The 17,672-nt window shown below is 52.7% G+C and carries 18 protein-coding genes; 3 read left to right on the forward strand and 15 right to left on the reverse strand.

Annotated elements, in window-relative coordinates:
• Positions 1-567: 567 nt before the first annotated feature.
• The 6 genes from FY046_RS18950 to dnaB all read right to left on the reverse strand — a co-directional run bounded on the left by FY046_RS18950 (position 568) and on the right by dnaB (position 5,637).
• Positions 568-885: an MmcQ/YjbR family DNA-binding protein gene (locus FY046_RS18950; protein ID WP_133846972.1), complete on the reverse strand. Its 318-nt coding sequence runs from the start codon at positions 883-885 to the stop codon at positions 568-570.
• 2 nt (positions 886-887) lie between these two features.
• Positions 888-1,307 carry a secondary thiamine-phosphate synthase enzyme YjbQ gene (locus tag FY046_RS18955; protein WP_133846971.1) on the reverse strand — a complete coding sequence of 140 codons (420 nt, stop codon included), beginning with the start codon at positions 1,305-1,307 and terminating at the stop codon, positions 888-890.
• A 114-nt stretch (positions 1,308-1,421) separates the two neighbouring features.
• Positions 1,422-2,615 carry an amino acid aminotransferase gene (locus FY046_RS18960; protein ID WP_171149316.1) on the reverse strand — a complete coding sequence of 398 codons (1,194 nt, stop codon included), beginning with the start codon at positions 2,613-2,615 and terminating at the stop codon, positions 1,422-1,424.
• Positions 2,616-2,689: 74 nt separating this feature from the next.
• Entirely contained in the window at positions 2,690-3,307 is a 618-nt protein-coding gene (locus tag FY046_RS18965) for a YitT family protein (protein WP_133846970.1), read from the reverse strand.
• Between the two features lie 255 nt (positions 3,308-3,562).
• Positions 3,563-4,042, reverse strand: coding sequence for an Lrp/AsnC family transcriptional regulator (locus FY046_RS18970; protein ID WP_133846969.1), 480 nt, complete (start codon positions 4,040-4,042; stop codon positions 3,563-3,565).
• A 179-nt stretch (positions 4,043-4,221) separates the two neighbouring features.
• Positions 4,222-5,637: a replicative DNA helicase gene (gene dnaB, locus FY046_RS18975; RefSeq protein ID WP_133846968.1), complete on the reverse strand. Its 1,416-nt coding sequence runs from the start codon at positions 5,635-5,637 to the stop codon at positions 4,222-4,224.
• 101 nt (positions 5,638-5,738) lie between these two features.
• Here dnaB and FY046_RS18980 point away from each other — a divergent pair, with 101 nt between their 5' ends.
• A complete protein-coding gene (locus FY046_RS18980) occupies positions 5,739-6,719 on the forward strand; it encodes a quinone oxidoreductase (RefSeq protein WP_171149318.1) in 981 nt (326 codons plus the stop codon).
• A 239-nt stretch (positions 6,720-6,958) separates the two neighbouring features.
• Here FY046_RS18980 and pspG read toward each other — a convergent pair whose 3' ends face one another.
• The 4 genes from pspG to FY046_RS19000 form a co-directional block, all read right to left on the reverse strand.
• On the reverse strand, positions 6,959-7,192 hold the full coding sequence (gene pspG / locus FY046_RS18985; RefSeq protein WP_133846966.1) for an envelope stress response protein PspG: 234 nt from the start codon (positions 7,190-7,192) through the stop codon (positions 6,959-6,961).
• A gap of 157 nt (positions 7,193-7,349) precedes the next feature.
• Positions 7,350-8,345 (reverse strand): tRNA dihydrouridine(20/20a) synthase DusA, encoded by a 996-nt coding sequence (gene dusA / locus FY046_RS18990; RefSeq protein ID WP_171149319.1) that lies wholly within the window; start codon positions 8,343-8,345, stop codon positions 7,350-7,352.
• Positions 8,346-8,535: 190 nt separating this feature from the next.
• Positions 8,536-8,826, reverse strand: a complete 291-nt coding sequence (locus FY046_RS18995) for a hypothetical protein (protein ID WP_238337024.1) — start codon at positions 8,824-8,826, stop codon at positions 8,536-8,538.
• Positions 8,827-9,007: 181 nt separating this feature from the next.
• Complete coding sequence (locus FY046_RS19000; RefSeq protein WP_446186376.1) at positions 9,008-10,249, reverse strand: conjugal transfer protein TraF; 1,242 nt, start codon at positions 10,247-10,249, stop codon at positions 9,008-9,010.
• 461 nt (positions 10,250-10,710) lie between these two features.
• Here FY046_RS19000 and zur point away from each other — a divergent pair, with 461 nt between their 5' ends.
• Positions 10,711-11,220, forward strand: a complete 510-nt coding sequence (gene zur / locus FY046_RS19005; RefSeq protein WP_133846982.1) for a zinc uptake transcriptional repressor Zur — start codon at positions 10,711-10,713, stop codon at positions 11,218-11,220.
• A gap of 86 nt (positions 11,221-11,306) precedes the next feature.
• On the opposite strand, the gene FY046_RS19010 is transcribed toward zur, so the two are convergent.
• The 4 genes from FY046_RS19010 to FY046_RS19025 all read right to left on the reverse strand — a co-directional run bounded on the left by FY046_RS19010 (position 11,307) and on the right by FY046_RS19025 (position 14,220).
• Positions 11,307-11,516 (reverse strand): CsbD family protein, encoded by a 210-nt coding sequence (locus tag FY046_RS19010; protein ID WP_133846962.1) that lies wholly within the window; start codon positions 11,514-11,516, stop codon positions 11,307-11,309.
• A gap of 215 nt (positions 11,517-11,731) precedes the next feature.
• Positions 11,732-13,054, reverse strand: coding sequence for an MATE family efflux transporter DinF (dinF, locus tag FY046_RS19015; protein ID WP_446186377.1), 1,323 nt, complete (start codon positions 13,052-13,054; stop codon positions 11,732-11,734).
• A gap of 82 nt (positions 13,055-13,136) precedes the next feature.
• Positions 13,137-13,745: a transcriptional repressor LexA gene (lexA, locus tag FY046_RS19020; protein WP_062748337.1), complete on the reverse strand. Its 609-nt coding sequence runs from the start codon at positions 13,743-13,745 to the stop codon at positions 13,137-13,139.
• Between the two features lie 106 nt (positions 13,746-13,851).
• Complete coding sequence (locus FY046_RS19025) at positions 13,852-14,220, reverse strand: diacylglycerol kinase (protein ID WP_133846960.1); 369 nt, start codon at positions 14,218-14,220, stop codon at positions 13,852-13,854.
• A gap of 127 nt (positions 14,221-14,347) precedes the next feature.
• Between FY046_RS19025 and plsB the strand changes: the two genes are divergently transcribed.
• A complete protein-coding gene (gene plsB, locus FY046_RS19030; RefSeq protein ID WP_133846981.1) occupies positions 14,348-16,771 on the forward strand; it encodes a glycerol-3-phosphate 1-O-acyltransferase PlsB in 2,424 nt (807 codons plus the stop codon).
• A 48-nt stretch (positions 16,772-16,819) separates the two neighbouring features.
• On the opposite strand, the gene ubiA is transcribed toward plsB, so the two are convergent.
• Positions 16,820-17,668: a 4-hydroxybenzoate octaprenyltransferase gene (gene ubiA / locus FY046_RS19035; protein WP_192933176.1), complete on the reverse strand. Its 849-nt coding sequence runs from the start codon at positions 17,666-17,668 to the stop codon at positions 16,820-16,822.
• Positions 17,669-17,672 lie beyond the last annotated feature (4 nt).

Consider the following 17,672-nt stretch of genomic DNA (forward strand, 5'->3'; position numbering starts at 1 on the left):
TAAGCCAACCATTACAAATATAAAGTCGTATTGCGATGCACCACACCCCGCATAAAAATCATCATTATCAAGACCTTTGCGATTTAACACTGCAGCCAGCCCTTCGCGCCACAATAATATTTATTAATATATTGTGGTGAAAAATTGAGAGTTTTTAATGGGTTCGCTACCTTTGCCTTCAGTTTTAACCGCGATGTTTTAGCATGTTCATCGTAAAAATGATGTTAGTGTTTTTCTTATTTTTTCCTGGAAATGAAAAAAAACAATGTGTGCTCGTAGCAGAAAAATATTTTTTACAATCAATAAATGAATGAAATTAAATAGATAACAAGCCATAAAACACAATCGTCACCGCCCTTGTTAACATAATTTAACAAGGGTGAGATACGTTTTAATTTAGATATGTATTAGAAAAATAAAATAGCAATGCATTAAATTACGATATTTTTATTCCTCTGTCCTTTAATATAACGTTGATGTGTCGCTAATGAGCATCTCGTTTAGTGGAAATATTCGGTAAAGCAGGATAACGACCAGCCCGCACCAGGCATTCTGGCCGTTTCATCTTTATTTCTGCACCTGTTGATAAGACGCATCCACCAGGTAGTAAATTTGTGAATCTTTCAGTGATCCGTCCAGCAACACGGCGTTCCAGTGTGAGGGATTCAGATGCTCGCAGGGCTGCACATCACTGTGCTGCTCTCGAATAAGATCGGCCAAGGCAGGGGTGCTTTTCAGCGCCACCGCAGGACGTCCACCCACATCGTAGAGCATGGCAAACAGCACTCCTTTGGCTTTGATCTGTGTAGCCTGCCACTCATCGTGTTCACTTTGCTCTGCACCGTTTTTCGCCATGCAGTATGACAACAGCTCAGATATCTTCATGCTTAATCATCCCCCTGTAGGGTTGCCACGATACGTCGGGCACCACCGCGAATCCGGTGTTCACCCAGGTAAATTCCCTGCCATGTCCCCAGCATCAGCCGACCACGGCTGATCGGCAGCAACAGTGAGGTGCCCAGCAGCGAGGACTTAATATGGGCAGGCATATCATCCGCACCTTCATAGTCGTGCTGGTAGGGCGCATTGTCCGGCACCGAACGCAGAAAATGTTGCTCCATATCGGTTCTCACCGTGGGATCGCAGTTTTCGTTCAGCGTCAGGGAAGCAGATGTATGCTGCAACAGCAGATGCAGCAGCCCGGTCTGCACATCACTTAATCGACGTAGTTCACCGAGGATCTCATCCGTTATCAGATGAAAGCCACGCGGTTTTTCGTTCAGAGTGAGCGTTTGCTGATACCACATAGTAGGACTCCTTAACGCAATAGATGCGTTAAGTGTGCAGCAAGTGGCGAAAAGGTAAACCTGAAAAGTGAAAAAGCAGGAATAGCTGGCCGGGAGAGTCCCGGCCAGAAATGATTACATAACAGCAGCCATCGCTTCCGCAACCTGACGCACATTGTTGTGGTTCAGGCCAGCGATGCAGATACGTCCGCTGGCAATCAGGTACACGCCAAACTCATTACGCAGGCGGTCGACCTGTGCTGCGCTCAGGCCGGTGTAGCTGAACATGCCGCGCTGCTTCAGCAAGTAGTCAAAGTTTTTACCCGGGACGGCGAGGGTCAGCCCTTCCACTAGCGCCTGGCGCATTTCCAGAATACGCACGCGCATCGCTTCTACTTCTGCCAGCCAACTGGCTTTCAGCTCAGGGTTATTCAGCACGCAGGAGACGACCTGCGCACCAAAGTTTGGTGGGCTGGAGTAGTTACGGCGCACAGTCGCTTTGAGCTGGCCAAGCACACGAGCGGCTTCATCCGCATCATCACAGACGATGGACAGGCCGCCCACGCGTTCGCCATACAGGGAGAAGATTTTAGAGAATGAGTTACTGACCAGCGCAGGCAGGCCCGCCGCGGCGATAGCGCGGATAGCATAGGCATCGTCTTCCATGCCAGCACCGAAGCCCTGATAGGCGATATCCAGGAACGGGATCAGCTCGCGTGCTTTCAGCACAGCGGTCACTTCATCCCACTGTGCGTTGGTCAGATCAGCCCCGGTTGGGTTATGGCAGCACGGATGCAGCAACACAATGCTCTGGGCAGGCAAGGTGTTCAGTTTTTCCAGCAACGCAGCGAACTTCACACCATTGCTTTCATCGTCATACCACGGGTACGTATTGACCGTGAAGCCGGCACCCGCAAAGATAGCAATGTGGTTTTCCCAGGTCGGATCGCTGACCCAGACCTGTGAATTCGGGAAGTAGTATTTCAGGAAGTCAGCACCAACTTTCAGCGCACCCGATCCCCCCAGGGTCTGAATTGTGGCGATACGCCCCGCTTTCAGTACCGGATGTTCTGCGCCAAACAGCAGTGGCGCAACCGCGCTGCGGTAAGGTGGCAGGCCTTCCATCGGCAGATAGAGAGAGGCACTCTGTGGCTGTGCATTCAGCAAAGCTTCCGCTGCGGCAACCGCCCTCATCTGTGGGATCACACCCTGTGCGTCGTAATACAGGCCGATGCTCAGGTTCACCTTGTGCGCGCGGTTGTCCTGCTTGAAAGTTTCCATCAGGGAGAGAATCGGATCGCCAGCGTAGGCATCAACGTTTTGAAACACGGTGCAAGTCTCCATTAAATAATCAGTCATGTCCTGCAACGCCGCGGCGGGCGTTGCGGTAAATTCAGGCAGGGTTAAACGTAATAGCGGCCAGGGCGGTGGTTCATGGCAATAATCAGATTCAGCACTACCGCACCGGCAATAGAGGCCGCCAGCATCTCGCGCGAAACAACAAACAGCGAGGCCAACACCACGCAGGTATCCACCCCCATTTGCAGTTTTCCGGCGCGAATACCGTAACGGTCCTGCAACCACAACGCCAGGATATTGATCCCACCCAGGCTGGCCTTATGGCGAAATAACACTATAAACCCAATCCCCATGACCACGTTACCGAACAGTGTCGCATAAAAGGGATCCAGCGCGGAAAAATGGATGAATAATGGGTGCAGGTGGCTAAATGCAGAGACCAGTGCCACAGCAGAGAAGGTTTTCACAGTGAAAGCCCAACCCATGCGCTTCACGGCCAGCCAGTAAAATGGGATGTTGATCAGGAAAAATGCCAGCCCAAAGGAGGTTTTACTCAAGTAGCTGATCAGAAAGGCGATACCGGCAGTACTTCCGGTCAGCGCCCCGGCCTGTTTCAGCAGCGTGACACCAAAAGAGACCATCAACGTACCCAGCAGAATAGCCAGCACATCTTCCAGCAGGGTATGGGGGATTTTTACAGGTTGTTGCACGACGTTATCCATTGGATTGATTCTCGGGTGATTATTGCTTTATTGATTGCCCAATATATAGCAAAAATCGCACCAATCCGGCGGCCCCTGGAGCCACCGGATGGTGCCAGCGAATTAACCCATTGAATACAAGGCGCTTTGTTGCTCGTTTTTGTGCATGAAATTGCCATTTAAGCATCACATCACGCACTTAAGTTGATTTTATCGCACACATTCCGCATGAAAGATCGCTTTGATGCACAAGCATGGTGCGCGACATGCACTGTTTTAGCGCAGCAGCGTCTCACTCACCGACATCAGGCCATTCTCTTTCAGGCGGTTCAGGACCACTGACGTCTTCACATGCGAAACGCTTTGATGCCCTGCCACCAACTGGCTAATCAGCGCGCTCAGCCCGGCGAGATCGGCCACCGCCACTTTCAGCAGGTAATCAGCGTCACCCGTGGTTTTATAGGCATCCACGATAGCCGACTGCTCGGATACCATGCGGTGAAAACTCTCAACGTATTCTGTCGTGTGGCTGATCAGCCGCACTTCAATCAGACCGATCATCCCCAGGCCGACGGCATCCGGGGACAACCGCGCGTGATAGCCAAGGATCAATCCAGCCTGTTCCAGGTTAATACGGCGGCGTGAGCACTGTGAGGCGGACAGCTTCACAATATCGCTCAATTCCTGGTTAGTCAGGCGACCATTCGCTTCCAGTAAAGTCAGTATCTTAAGGTCAAAATCATCAATCTGGGTCATCGTTCATCCGTGCTGGTGTCTGGATACAGCTGACAGACAGATAACCGCATTCATTGCAGTGTTGTCCAACACTATTTTGTGATGACAGGCGTTGAAAGCGGGTCGGGCATGCCCGCCCCCTACAAGCGTCGGAAGCGAGGGATAAATCGTAGGGGTCGGGCATGCCCGACCCGAAAAGATTACTCGTCGTCGTACTGCGGACCCGCATAGTTGTCGAAGCGCGACCACTGACCATTAAAGGTCAGGCGTACAGTCCCGATGGGGCCGTTACGCTGCTTACCGATGATGATCTCAGCGATGCCTTTATGCTCGCTGTTTTCTTCATAAACCTCATCACGGTAGATAAACATGATCAAGTCGGCATCCTGCTCGATGGAGCCGGATTCACGCAGGTCGGAGTTAATCGGGCGTTTATTACTGCGTTGCTCCAGAGAGCGGTTAAGCTGCGACAGCGCCACAACCGGCACCTGAAGCTCTTTCGCGAGCGCCTTAAGCGAACGTGATATCTCAGCAATTTCCAGGGTACGGTTATCGGACAGTGCCGGTACGCGCATCAATTGCAGGTAGTCGATCATGATCAGACTTAAGCCGCCGTGCTCACGGAAAATACGGCGCGCACGCGAACGAACATCGGTCGGGGTGAGGCCGGAAGAATCATCAATGTACATGTTCTTCTTCTCCATCATGATCCCCATAGTGCTGGAGATGCGCGCCCAATCCTCATCATCAAGCTGACCGGTACGAATACGGGTCTGGTCAACGCGGGACATCGATGCCAGCATACGCATCATGATCTGCTCGCCGGGCATCTCCAGGCTGAAGATCAGCACCGGTTTATCCTGTTCCATCGCTGCGTTTTCACACAGGTTCATGGCAAAGGTGGTTTTACCCATCGACGGACGGGCCGCGACGATAATCAGGTCAGAACGCTGAAGCCCGGCAGTTTTCTTATTCAGATCGCCGTAGCCCGTATCCACCCCGGTGACACCATTCTGCGGCGTCTGATAGAGGGCCTCGATACGCTCGATTGTTGATTCGAGGATCTGATCAACACTCTTCGGCCCTTCATCTTTATTGGCACGGCTTTCGGCGATCTGGAACACGCGGGTTTCCGCCAGATCGAGCAGATCTTCACTGGTGCGCCCCTGAGGATCATAACCGGCATCCGCAATTTCGTTAGCAACGGAAATCATCTCACGCACAACGGCACGTTCACGGACGATATCCGCATAGGCGCCGATGTTTGCCGCACTTGGCGTATTTTTAGACAACTCAGCCAGATAGGCAAAACCGCCGACCATGCTCAGTTCGCCTTTGGTTTCCATCGATTCGGAAAGGGTAATCAGATCGATCGGTTTACCCAGTTCCAGCAGGCGCTGCATCTCCGCGAAGATCATCCGGTGCGGGCGGCTAAAGAAATCCTTTGCCACCACGCGCTCGGCAACGTTATCCCAGCGTTCGTTATCCAGCATTAAACCGCCCAACACCGACTGTTCAGCTTCCAGCGAGTGCGGGGGCAGCTTAAGACCTTCCATCTGGCGGTCACGCGGCTCGCGGTTTTCGAAGGATTTGTTGGTGGGTTTATTTCCTGCCATAGTGATGCGATACCAAAAATCTTGTGGGGGGACGCGCAAGTATACCCGTTTGCATGACTGACGTCCTCCCCCACATTACCGCGAAATCCACAGGAGTGAACATGGCGAAACGTATACAAATCAGCCAGCACGGTGCACCCGAAGTGATGCAGCTGGTGAGTTTTGAACCGACCGATCCGGCCCCCGGTGAGGTGCAGGTTGAGAACAAAGCCATCGGCATCAATTACATCGATACCTATGTGCGCAGCGGCCTGTACCCTGCTCCGCTTCCTGCCGGGCTGGGAACAGAAGCCGCCGGGATCGTCACTCGCGTTGGCGCTGGCGTCAGCGCCCTGAAACCAGGTGACCGTGTGGTTTACGCACAGTCGTCTCTGGGTGCCTACAGCGAAGTGCACAACGTTCCGGTCGATAAGGTGGCGCTGCTGCCGGATGCCATCTCCTATGAACAGGGCGCGGCATCCTTTCTTAAAGGTCTGACGGTGCATTATTTGCTGCGCCAGACCTATGTGGTGCAGCCCGATGAGGTGTTTCTGTTCCATGCCGCTGCAGGCGGCGTCGGGCTGATTGCCTGCCAGTGGGCAAAGGCGCTCGGGGCACATCTGATCGGCACGGTAGGCTCGGCGGAGAAAGCCGCGCTGGCAAAACGTGCGGGCGCCTGGGAAACCATTAACTATCGGGAAGAGGACATTGCCGCGCGCGTCAGCGAGCTGACCCATGGCAAAAAGCTGCGTGTGGTGTATGACTCGGTAGGGAAAGATACCTGGGAAGCATCGCTGGACTGCCTGCAGCGTCGTGGCCTGATGGTCAGCTTTGGCAACTCATCCGGCCCGGTGACGGGTGTGAATCTCAGCATCCTCAATCAAAAAGGATCACTGTATGTGACCCGCCCATCCCTCAATGGTTATATCACCACGCGTGAAGCGCTGCTTCAGGCCAGCAATGAGCTGTTCTCGCTGATGGCAAGTAATGCGATTAAGGTGGATGTGCCAGACACGCAGAAGTTTGCGCTGGCCGATGCAGCGCGGGCGCACCAGGTACTCGAAGGACGTGGTACACAGGGATCGAGTTTATTAATACCGTGATTTCTGGCGTACTGCACAAATAATCAGGGCCTCCCGAAGGAGGCCCTTTTTTCTTTCTTTTTTATAGTTCGCACTGAGTGTAGGGTCAGCGGCGATGAATACGTTTTGATTCAGTGAAACCATCCTGGCAGAATTCATAAGTAAAAAATATGTTTAATTGCGAAATGGTGCTTAGCAATTTGCCATGATGTGATCCAACCCGCATTAACACGCCAAAGACCTCAGGCAACTCATTGATATTATCGAGATAACCAGGGTTTATCCTTCGCAGAGGGTTTCCGAAAAGCCCGATATAACCAGACGCCAATCACCGCCAGCAGCAACCACGGTAACAATTTAATAACAACAGCGAACAATCCGCCAACGACCATCACTACGGTAGCCACCAGCAGCGCCGCAATGATGCCCAATAACGAAATACCGGTCAGCAACAGCATCATAAAAAAGCCGATGACAAACAGGATCTCTAACATGTCGATACGCTCCAGAATAAGGGACTCTGAAGGGACTATTACAAGAAGCGTGCCAGTACGGCGAGGATTTTAAGGTATTGATCTATAAGGAAGGCGCTCACCAGGGCCGTAACAACCCTGGTGAATTTCATCAAAGCTTAGTGAATATTTGACGATGTTATACGTTGGCAGGCACTTTATCCGCAACCAGTAGCAAGGCTTTTTCTACCACATCAACACCGGCACCCGCTTTATGGGCATTCTCACTCAGGTAACGACGCCACTGACGCGCGCCAGGAATGCCCTGGAACAGTCCCAGCATATGGCGGGTCACGTGGCCAAGGTAAGTACCGTTCGCCAGCTCGCGCTCAATATACGGGTACATCGCACGCACCACCGCAACAGGATCAACCATCGGCACGGTGCTGCCGAAGATCGTCTGGTCTACCTGCGCCAACAGTCCCGGGTTCTGATAGGCTTCGCGCCCCATCATCACCCCGTCCAGATGCTGTAAATGAGTGCGGGCTTCTTCCAGCGACTTGACGCCGCCGTTAAGCGACAGCGTAAGCTGCGGGAAATCACGCTTCAGCTGGTAAACGCGTTCATAGTCGAGCGGTGGAATTTCACGGTTCTCTTTCGGGCTGAGGCCAGAGAGCCAGGCTTTGCGGGCGTGAATAATAAATGTCTCGCATCCCCCCTGCTCTGCGACGCGCTGAATGAAATCACAGAGGAATTCGTAGCTGTCCTGATCGTCGATGCCAATTCGGGTTTTCACGGTAACCGGAATAGAGACCACATCGCGCATCGCTTTGATGCAATCCGCCACCAGTTGGGCTTCACCCATCAGGCAGGCACCGAAGCGGCCATTCTGCACACGGTCAGACGGGCAGCCCACATTGAGGTTGACCTCATTGTAGCCACGCTCTTCTGCCAGTTTTGCACACTGTGCCAGTGCTGCCGGATCGCTGCCGCCCAGTTGCAGCGCCACGGGCTGCTCTTCAGAACTCCAGGCCAGGTAATCGCCTTTGCCGTGGATAATCGCCCCGGTAGTCACCATTTCGGTGTACAGCAACGTCTGACGCGTCAACTGACGATGAAAGTAACGACAGTGGCGATCGGTCCAGTCGAGCATCGGGGCAATGGAAAAGCGATGTGCAGGGAAATTATCGGTCATGAAAAGCGTTAACTCTGTATCAGAAAGGGAGTGTCGATATTGTGCGCAATCATAGCACGGCGGGCCGCGAGGATACAGGATCAGGGAAAGGTGATTGCCAGCAGCCGTGAGGTGACTGCTGGGAAAAATCAGAAAATAACGTTCCGCTTCAAAGCGCAGTGACTTGAATGAATTATTAAGTTATTCAATATCAGCTAAAGTCATAACGGTTTAAAATATTTTCAACTGCAGGGTCATTTTCATATTTTATTTTCAGTTTTTCTTTCTGCTCTTTCGCTTTACCGCAATAATTATCAACAGATTTTTCAATTTCCACCTGCCGTTCTTTAGGGAGGTTACTATCCCATTCTCCCGACATATGGATGCAGTTATCAGCATTATCGGTAAATGCTTTGATATCCCTGGATGGCGCAGTCGTGATGTTAGACGCACACCCACTGATTACCAGACACAACAAAACCATTCCATTCATTACCCGCATTGTTATCTTCCCTGTATTTTCCCCTATGAGTTTACTCAGTCTGCCAGTATTGGAGAAAACCATCCAGGGTATGTCTGTTCGATTGAGTGAGCAAAGATGAATATCAGGAAAAGTGCGAGGAAAAACCAGTAAGGGTGAGGACAACCCCTTAGGGTTGCCCTCCTAAAGACCATCCGGACTATCAGAAAGTGAAGTTCAACTGGGCAACGGCGCCCCAGGTATTGTCTTTCCCCACCATCCCGGCAAGGTCCAGATGTACTTTGTTAAACGGTGACAGGCCAAAACCGCCCGTGAAGACATCAGTGTCATTGGACTTCACATCAGCACGGTAACCGGCGCGCAGTTGCAGCCAGTCCAGTAAACGATACTCCGCACCCACGGCAGCATACTGGCTGTCCTGTTGCGTTTTAAAGCGCTTAGTCGGGGTCAGGTCCACATCCAGTGCCGTTGTCAGGCGCTCGGTATGGTATGCCACGCCGGAGGTGACCAGCGGACGGATTTGATAGGTATCCTTGTAGCCGCTGACCTCTTTGGTATCAATATCACGTGAGATCAGGTTCTGCGCGCTCAGGCCCAGCGTCCAGTTTTCACCGAGGTCGGTTGAGGCGCCCGCATCCAGGTTAAACCCGGTGTTGGTATTTTTATAATTGCCGTTGGTGAAGTCTGACTTGTCATAGCTGTATACCGAGGCGCTGTAGTTATACAGCGTGGTTTTTTGCAGCTTTGGCGTGATGCCCAGCGACACCGGCTGACCACCGAAATCGAACTCATGCGCGACGGCGATCCCCATATCGTAAACCACCGCTGCACGTCCCAGTCCGGCAGAAGTCAGGCTGTTCAGTCCCGCCGTCGTCGGAATGTTATTGCCATCGGCAATACCTTGCAGATAATCGATGTCGCTTTGCGTGACATCGGTTACCACGGAAGCCGTACCGTAAGCTTTGGTGACAAACGCGAAAGGCAGAACCTCATTCGGAACCGTCACTGCAAATGCAGCACCGGCATTTGCCCATGCCTTCTGCCCTTTGATCTCGCGCAGACGATCGGCTAGATCACCGGCAGCCGACTGGGCGCGGGGGATATCCGTGGGGAAGACGAAGTTATTCGCCAGGTCTTTGTAACTGTCGACAGCATTGGTCAGGTCATCCACCTTATCGACCAGTTTTCCTTTGTCGCTGATCTGCGCACCGACGGCTGGCAGGATAATACTGACGCTGTCTTCCGGTTTTGCTTTGGTCATCAGCGCCGGGTTCGCCAGCACCGCCGAACCGTAGCTGGAAGAGGCAACCCCCACCCCGCCCATCGCATCATTGCGGGCATCGAAATAGTTACCGGCGGCAAGCGCACTCAGCGGAGTAAACAACAGAGCGGGTAATACCACTGGTGCGGAAAAACCGATTAATTTATTGAATTTATTTGCCATTGACCCCAAACCCACCATAAAAAAATGAAAAAGCGAATGCGCAAAGACACGCATAACCGAATGCCTGAATAATGAACATAAAGGCACCATTTCATTGCTGTGAATTGAGAGAAGATGAGTGGGCTTATCAGGTCATTGCCATTTTATTAATCTGTTATCACGCTAACAGTTGAACGTTTTGCATCTGTTTATTTCAGTACCAAACGCACACAGCCCTTTGCAAAAGGTAGTCATGAACCTTAAGCCCTGCAAATCAGATTAACGATACTGCATTAAAAAATAATGGCCCTGGTGCACTCAAAACAATGATTAAATTTTTTTTACCTTCTGCACTTATCAGCAATACCAGTAAAGGGTTGAGTCTGTGCACGTGACAGAGGGCCGCCTGAAGGTGAACTCGGCGTTTTGTTGCAGACGTGATAAAATAACATCCTGATATGGCCTGAGGGGGAACAATGAATATGACCAGTGCTGAAAAAATCCTGTCGCAGGCGGAAGTTATCTGTCAGCAACGCAGCGTGCGACTCACGCCGCAGCGTCTTGAAGTTCTGCGTTTGATGAGTGAGCAGAATGGGGCCATCAGCGCCTACGATCTGCTGGACTTACTGCGTGCCTCTGAACCTCAGGCAAAGCCTCCTACCATCTACCGTGCGCTGGACTTCCTGCTGGAGCAGGGCTTTATCCATCGCGTGGAGTCCACCAACAGCTATGTGGTTTGTCATCACTTTGAAGAACCGTCACACACCTCAGCCATGCTGATTTGTGACCGCTGCGGTTCAGTGGCCGAGCAGCATGCTAATGGCGTGGAAGATATTTTGAAATCGCTGGCCCTGAAGTCCGGTTTTACCCTGGGACATAGCGTGATTGAGGCGCATGGTTTCTGTGAAAAATGCGGGGAGATTGAAGCCTGCACCCATCAGGATGCGTGCCAGCACGATCATAGTGTGCAGAGTAAAAAACGCGGGCGTTAGTCAAATTTTGTGAGGGAGGAGAAAGAGGTGAGTGGCACTGTCCTTGTGCCTGGGTAGGAGCATCGTCCTGAAAGGGTCCGCTGTTTTTACCAGCGGTGGTTGTTACGGGTTTCCCAATCACTCAGCTCTTTTTCGGCCTGATCTTTCTGATAGCCGTAGCGTTCCTGAATTTTACCCACCAACTGATCGCGTTTACCTTCAACGACCGTCAGGTCATCATCGGTCAGCTTACCCCATTGTTCTTTCACTTTACCTTTAAACTGTTTCCAGTTACCGCCGGCTTCGTCTTTATTCATAATGTGATTCCTCTACCTTGGGTTAAAACAGCTTTAATGCCTCAAAAACCAACTGTTAAACCAGACAATCATCTGGTTATTTGCCTGAGACAAAGATAATTGTAGTAGAGAAACCACGCACTGGCCGTTAACCCGCTGGCAAAAGCGGTAGAAATCACTAAAAACACCTAGAATTCAGTGAACTAGCGAAGCGGCGCGTTACGTAACCAAATGTGTCACTGCGCGAACCAGGTTCCCTTACGCCAGTGACGACGCCAGATGACCCACAGGGAGACACCGCGCAGCAGCAGGAACAACGTGACTGCCAGCCACAGACCATGGTTACCCAGCCACGGCACGCTAAACAGCGCCAAACCAAAGCCCAGTGCTGCGACGGCCATACTGTTGCGCATCTCACTGGCGCGGGTGGCACCGATAAACATCCCATCCAGCAAATAACAGCCCACACCCGCTAATGGCATCAGCACCTGCCACCATAAATACCGATCGGCAAGCTGGCGAAGCGGTTCCAGAGACGTCAGCAGCGCGATAATTTGCTCACCAAACAGGGCATAAAATAGAGAAAACCCTGCTGCAACTAGTAACGACTGCCGACAGGCAGCATGCCAGACGCTGAGTAACTGCTTACTGTCGCGCGCGCCATAGGCTTCTCCAGAACAGGCCTCAACCGCATAGGCGAAGCCATCCAGTGCATAGGCGGTAAAGGTGAGGAACATCAGCAATACCGCGTTGACCGCCACCACATCATTCCCCATACGGGCACCAAAGATAGTCAGCGACGCAAAGCAGATTTGCAACAACAGAGAACGCAGCATGATGTCGCGATTTAAGCGCAGCAGGCGCCCCACATCACCGCGCCAGGCACTCAGCATCAACCTTACTGACAGACCACGCAGTTTCATCACCCGCCATACCAGCAGCAGACCAACAATAAAACTGACATATTCAGCTATTGCGGTAGCCGCTGCCGCGCCCTGTACACCCCACTTCAGGCCAATAACAAACCACAGATCCAGCAGGATATTGACCAGATTACCCACCACCAGCAGGATCACAGGGGCACGCGCATACTGCACCCCAAGGAGCCAGCCAAGCAGCACGAGATTGGCCAACGTTGCGGGAGCACTGAGCCAGCGCACCTGCATAAACAGTGCCGCCTGGTGCAGAACGTCTTCGCTGCCACCGGTCAGGCCCAGAGCAAAGTGAGTGATGGGTGTTCTTAGCAGGATAAACAGCAGGCCGGCCAGCAAAGCGAGCAGCAGCGGCTGCATCAATGCACGTGCCAGTGCGGATTTATCACTGGCTCCAAATGCCTGGGCAGTCAGCCCGGTGGTGCTCATGCGTAGAAACAGTAGCAGCATAAACAGGAAGCTGGTTACGGTTGTGCCGATCGCCACCCCACCAAGATACGTCGGGCTATCAAGATGGCCGATCACGGCGGTATCGACCAGACCAAGCAGTGGCACGGTAATATTAGAAAGGATCATCGGCAGCGCCAGCCGCCAGAGGCTTTTATCCGCAGAGGTGAGCAGTTTCATCAGAACCCATCAGAGCTAAAGCGATTACAGATGATAATACGCGCCACAGAAGCAGCGCGCAGGATTTAGCGGGGAGTAACGATTACAGCCAGTTGCCGTTGCGAATAACGCCGACAGCAAGACCTTCAATAGTCAGCGTTTGCTGACGCAGGTCGACAATGATAGGTTTGAAGTCCGGGTTTTCTGGTAAAAGTTGCACCGTATTACCCTGCCTTTTCAGGCGTTTCACTGTCACTTCGTCATCAATGCGCGCAACCACAACCTGCCCATTACGCACATCTTCCGTTTTATGTACCGCTAACAGATCGCCGTCCATAATACCGATGTCTTTCATCGACATCCCACTGACGCGCAACAGAAAATCAGCGCCAGGCTTGAACAGGTCAGGGTCAACTTTGTAGTGCCCTTCAATGTGCTGCTCTGCCAACAGTGGCTCACCGGCGGCAACCCGGCCAATCAGTGGAAGACCGTCTTCTTCTTCCATCATCAGGCGAATACCGCGGGAAGCACCAGAAACGATCTCAATCACGCCTTTACGGGCTAAGGCCTTCAGGTGTTCTTCAGCCGCATTCGGGGAACGGAAACCAAGTTGCGCAGCGATCTCTGCGCGCGTCGGCGGCATACCAGTTTGATTAATGTGGTCGCGAATCAGGTCATAAACCTGCTGCTGCCTCGCCGTTAGTGCTTTCATTCCGCCCCCTGGTTGTTTATACAGTCGACTGTGAGTATATACAGGTATTTAGACATTGAAAACCTAAAGTTGGGCGAAATGCAGTTTGTGGCGATTTTTGGAAAACTCATCGCAAATGTGGCACTAACAGCATGATCCAAACAAAAATTGCCAGCAAGATAGTCAACAGCACGGCCGCAGAACCCATATCTTTGGCCCGGCCTGCAAGGGGGTGTATTTCACTGCCGATACGGTCGACGACCGCTTCGATGGCACTGTTGAGTATTTCGACAATGATGACCAGCATGACCGAGCCAATCAGCAGCACACGGGTAATGGCATCTACGTCCAGCCAGCAGGCAATGATAATCGCAATGATCGCCGCGACGGCTTCCTGACGAAAAGCGGCTTCATGCTGCCACGCGCTGCGGATGCCTTTCCACGAATACCCGGCTGCTTTTATGATTCGCGTCAGTCCGGTGACATTATTTGCCATAATCAGGGAACCCTTTGAGAAGTTTAACGTCAATGAGTGGAACTACAGGTTTTTTAACACCACAGATTCTGTTGGCGCTTTCTGGTATGCTTGCGGCGCTTTGCTAACAAGAGGCTTCATGTTGTCTATGTCAGGTTGGCGTAAATTATATTATAACTTATTGAATCTTCCAGTAAAACTACTGGTAAAAAGTAAAGCAATTCCGGCTGAGCCGGTTGCCGAACTCGGGCTTGATACGTCGCGCCCTATTATGTATGTGCTGCCTTATGATTCAAAGGCCGATCTCCTTGCACTGCGTGAGCAGTGTCGCAAACAAGACCTGCCCGATCCTCTGGAACCTCTGGAGATCGACGGTACGGTATTGCCACGCCATGTGTTTATTCATGATGGCCCGCGCTTGTTCCCGTACTTTGTTCCGAATCTTGAGTCGGTCAAGCTGTTCCACGATTATCTCGATCTGCACCGCAATCATCCCGATCTGGATGTGCAAATGGTGCCGGTATCAGTGATGTTTGGTCGTGCGCCGGGCCGTGAGGTACAGGGTGACGAACAGCCGCATCTGCGCATGTTGAATGGTATCCAGAAATTCTTTGCCGTCATCTGGCTGGGACGTGACAGTTTTGTGCGCTTCTCACCGATGGTATCGCTGCGCCATATGGCCACCGAGCACGGTACAGATAAAATCATCGCGCAGAAGCTGGCCCGTGTGGCGCGTATGCACTTTGCCCGCCAGCGTTTAGCGGCCGTGGGGCCGCGTCTGCCTGTGCGCCAGGACTTGTTCAACAAGCTGTTGCAGTCTAAAGCGATCGCCAAAGCGGTTGAAGACGAAGCACGCAGCAAAAAAATCTCCCATGAAAAAGCCCAGCAGAATGCCGTTGAGCTGATGGAAGAGATCGCCGCTGACTTCTCTTACGAAGCGATTCGTCTGACCGACCGTATCATGGGTTGGACCTGGAGCAAGCTGTATCAGGGGATTAACGTTAACGGCGGTGAGCGCGTGCGCCAGCTGGCACAGGACGGACATGAGATTGTCTACGTGCCCTGCCATCGCAGCCATATGGACTACCTGCTGCTCTCCTATGTGCTGTATCACCAGGGTCTGGTGCCGCCGCATATTGCAGCCGGGATCAACCTGAACTTCTGGCCAGCGGGCCCGATTTTCCGTCGCCTGGGCGCTTTCTTTATTCGTCGTACCTTCAAGGGCAATAAGCTCTACTCCACGGTGTTCCGTGAATACCTTGGTGAGCTGTTCACCCGTGGCTATTCCGTCGAATACTTCGTGGAAGGCGGCCGTTCACGTACAGGCCGCCTGCTGGATCCGAAAACCGGCACCCTGTCGATGACGATTCAGGCGATGCTGCGTGGAGGTAACCGCCCTATTACGCTGGTACCGATTTACATCGGTTACGAACACGTGATGGAAGTGGGAACTTACGCCAAAGAGCTGCGCGGTGCGACCAAAGAGAAAGAAGGCTTTATGTCGATGGTGCGCGGGCTGCGTAAGCTGCGTAATCTCGGTCAGGGCTATGTGAACTTTGGTGAGCCGCTGCCGCTGGTCGCGTATCTGAATCAGCAGGTACCAGAGTGGCGTGAGGCTATCGATCCTATTGAAGCTCAGCGTCCAGCCTGGTTAACCCCGGCCGTGAACGACATCGCGCAGAAAGTCATGGTGCGGATTAACAATGCAGGGGCAGCCAATGCCATGAACCTGTGTGTGACTGCGCTGCTGGCATCACGCCAGCGTTCGATGACCCGCGAGCAGCTGACCGAACAGCTCGACTGTTATGTGCAACTGCTGCGCAATGTGCCGTACTCGCCTGATTCCACCGTGCCGGATATGACGCCAGAGGCACTGCTGGAACATGCGCTGAGCATGAACAAATTCGAGCTGGAGCAGGATAGCATCGGCGAGATCGTGGTACTGCCGCGTGAGCAGGCCGTGCTGATGACCTACTATCGCAACAACATTCATCACATGCTGGTGATGCCGTCGCTGATTGCCGCCATTCTGATGCAGCACCGTGAAATCACCCGCGCCGAGCTTCTGCGCCAGGTCACGGTGATCTACCCAATGCTGAAGAGTGAGCTTTTCCTGCGCTGGAGCACCGATGAACTGGGCCAGGTACTCGACTCACTGGTGGCTGAAATGGCCCGTCAGGGGCTGTTGATTGCTGAAGAGAGTAGTCTGCGTCTGAGTGCCGGTCGTTTCCGTACCCTGCAACTGCTGGCTGCCGGCGTGCGCGAAACCCTGCAACGTTACTCGATTACCTTCTCTATCCTCAGCGCGAAACCCGCAATTAACCGTGGCACGCTGGAAAAAGAGAGCCGTACCATGGCACAGCGTCTGTCCGTGCTGCATGGTATTAACGCGCCGGAGTTCTTCGACAAAGCGGTGTTTACATCGCTGGTGTTAACGCTGCGTGATGAAGGCTATATCAGCGATTCCGGTGATGCTCAGGTTGAGCAGACACAGCAGGTTTATCAACTGCTGGCAGAGCTGATAACTCAGGATGTGAGAATGACCATTGAGAGTGCCGTAGAGCACGATTGATGTCAGTGTGGTGGGCCGATCGAAACAGATGATCGGCCCCTACGCGTTTTATCCGATCCCCAGTACCACGCCAACGAACAGCACCAACCCTACCCAGTTATTATTCAGGAAGGCCTGGAAACAGCGATCGCGCTGACGTCCGGCAATCAGCTTCTGCTGATGGACAAAAAACACACCCGCCACCAGCACCGCCCAATAGAATACGCCGCTGAGATGCAGTTGCCAGCCCACCAGCGTCATCAGGCCAAGCGTTGCCAGCTGTAACAGCCCCACAATCAGCTTATCGAAACGTCCAAACAGAATGGCGGTGGATTTCACGCCGATTTTCAAATCATCATCACGATCAACCATCGCATAAAGCGTGTCGTACGCCACCGTCCAGCAAATATTCGCCAGGAACAGCAGCCAGCAGGTTAATGGGACCGTTTCACTTACCGCCGCCCAGCCCATCGGAATAGCCCAGCCAAACGCCGCCCCGAGCACCACCTGCGGCAGATGCGTGTAACGTTTCATAAACGGATAGAGCCAGGCCAGCCCCAACCCACCAAGCGACAGCCAGATGGTCATGTTATTCATGGTCAGCACCAGCCCAAAGGAAACCAGTACCAGCCCGGCGAACAGCAGTTTTGCCTCTAGCGTGGTCACCGCACCGCTGGGGAGCGGGCGCTCCCGGGTACGCTTCACAAAACCATCGATTTTGCGGTCAGCAAAATCATTGACCACACAACCTGCTGCACGCATAAAAAATACGCCCAGCACAAAGACCAGCAGCACATTGAGCGGCGGGATGCTCATGCCAGCCAGCCAGAGCGCCCAAAGCGTTGGCCACAGCAGCAGCAACGAACCAATCGGTTTATCAATACGCATCAGACGGCTATAGGCCGAAAGCTTACTCATTTGC

The organism is Erwinia sp. 1181_3 (assembly GCF_052824965.1).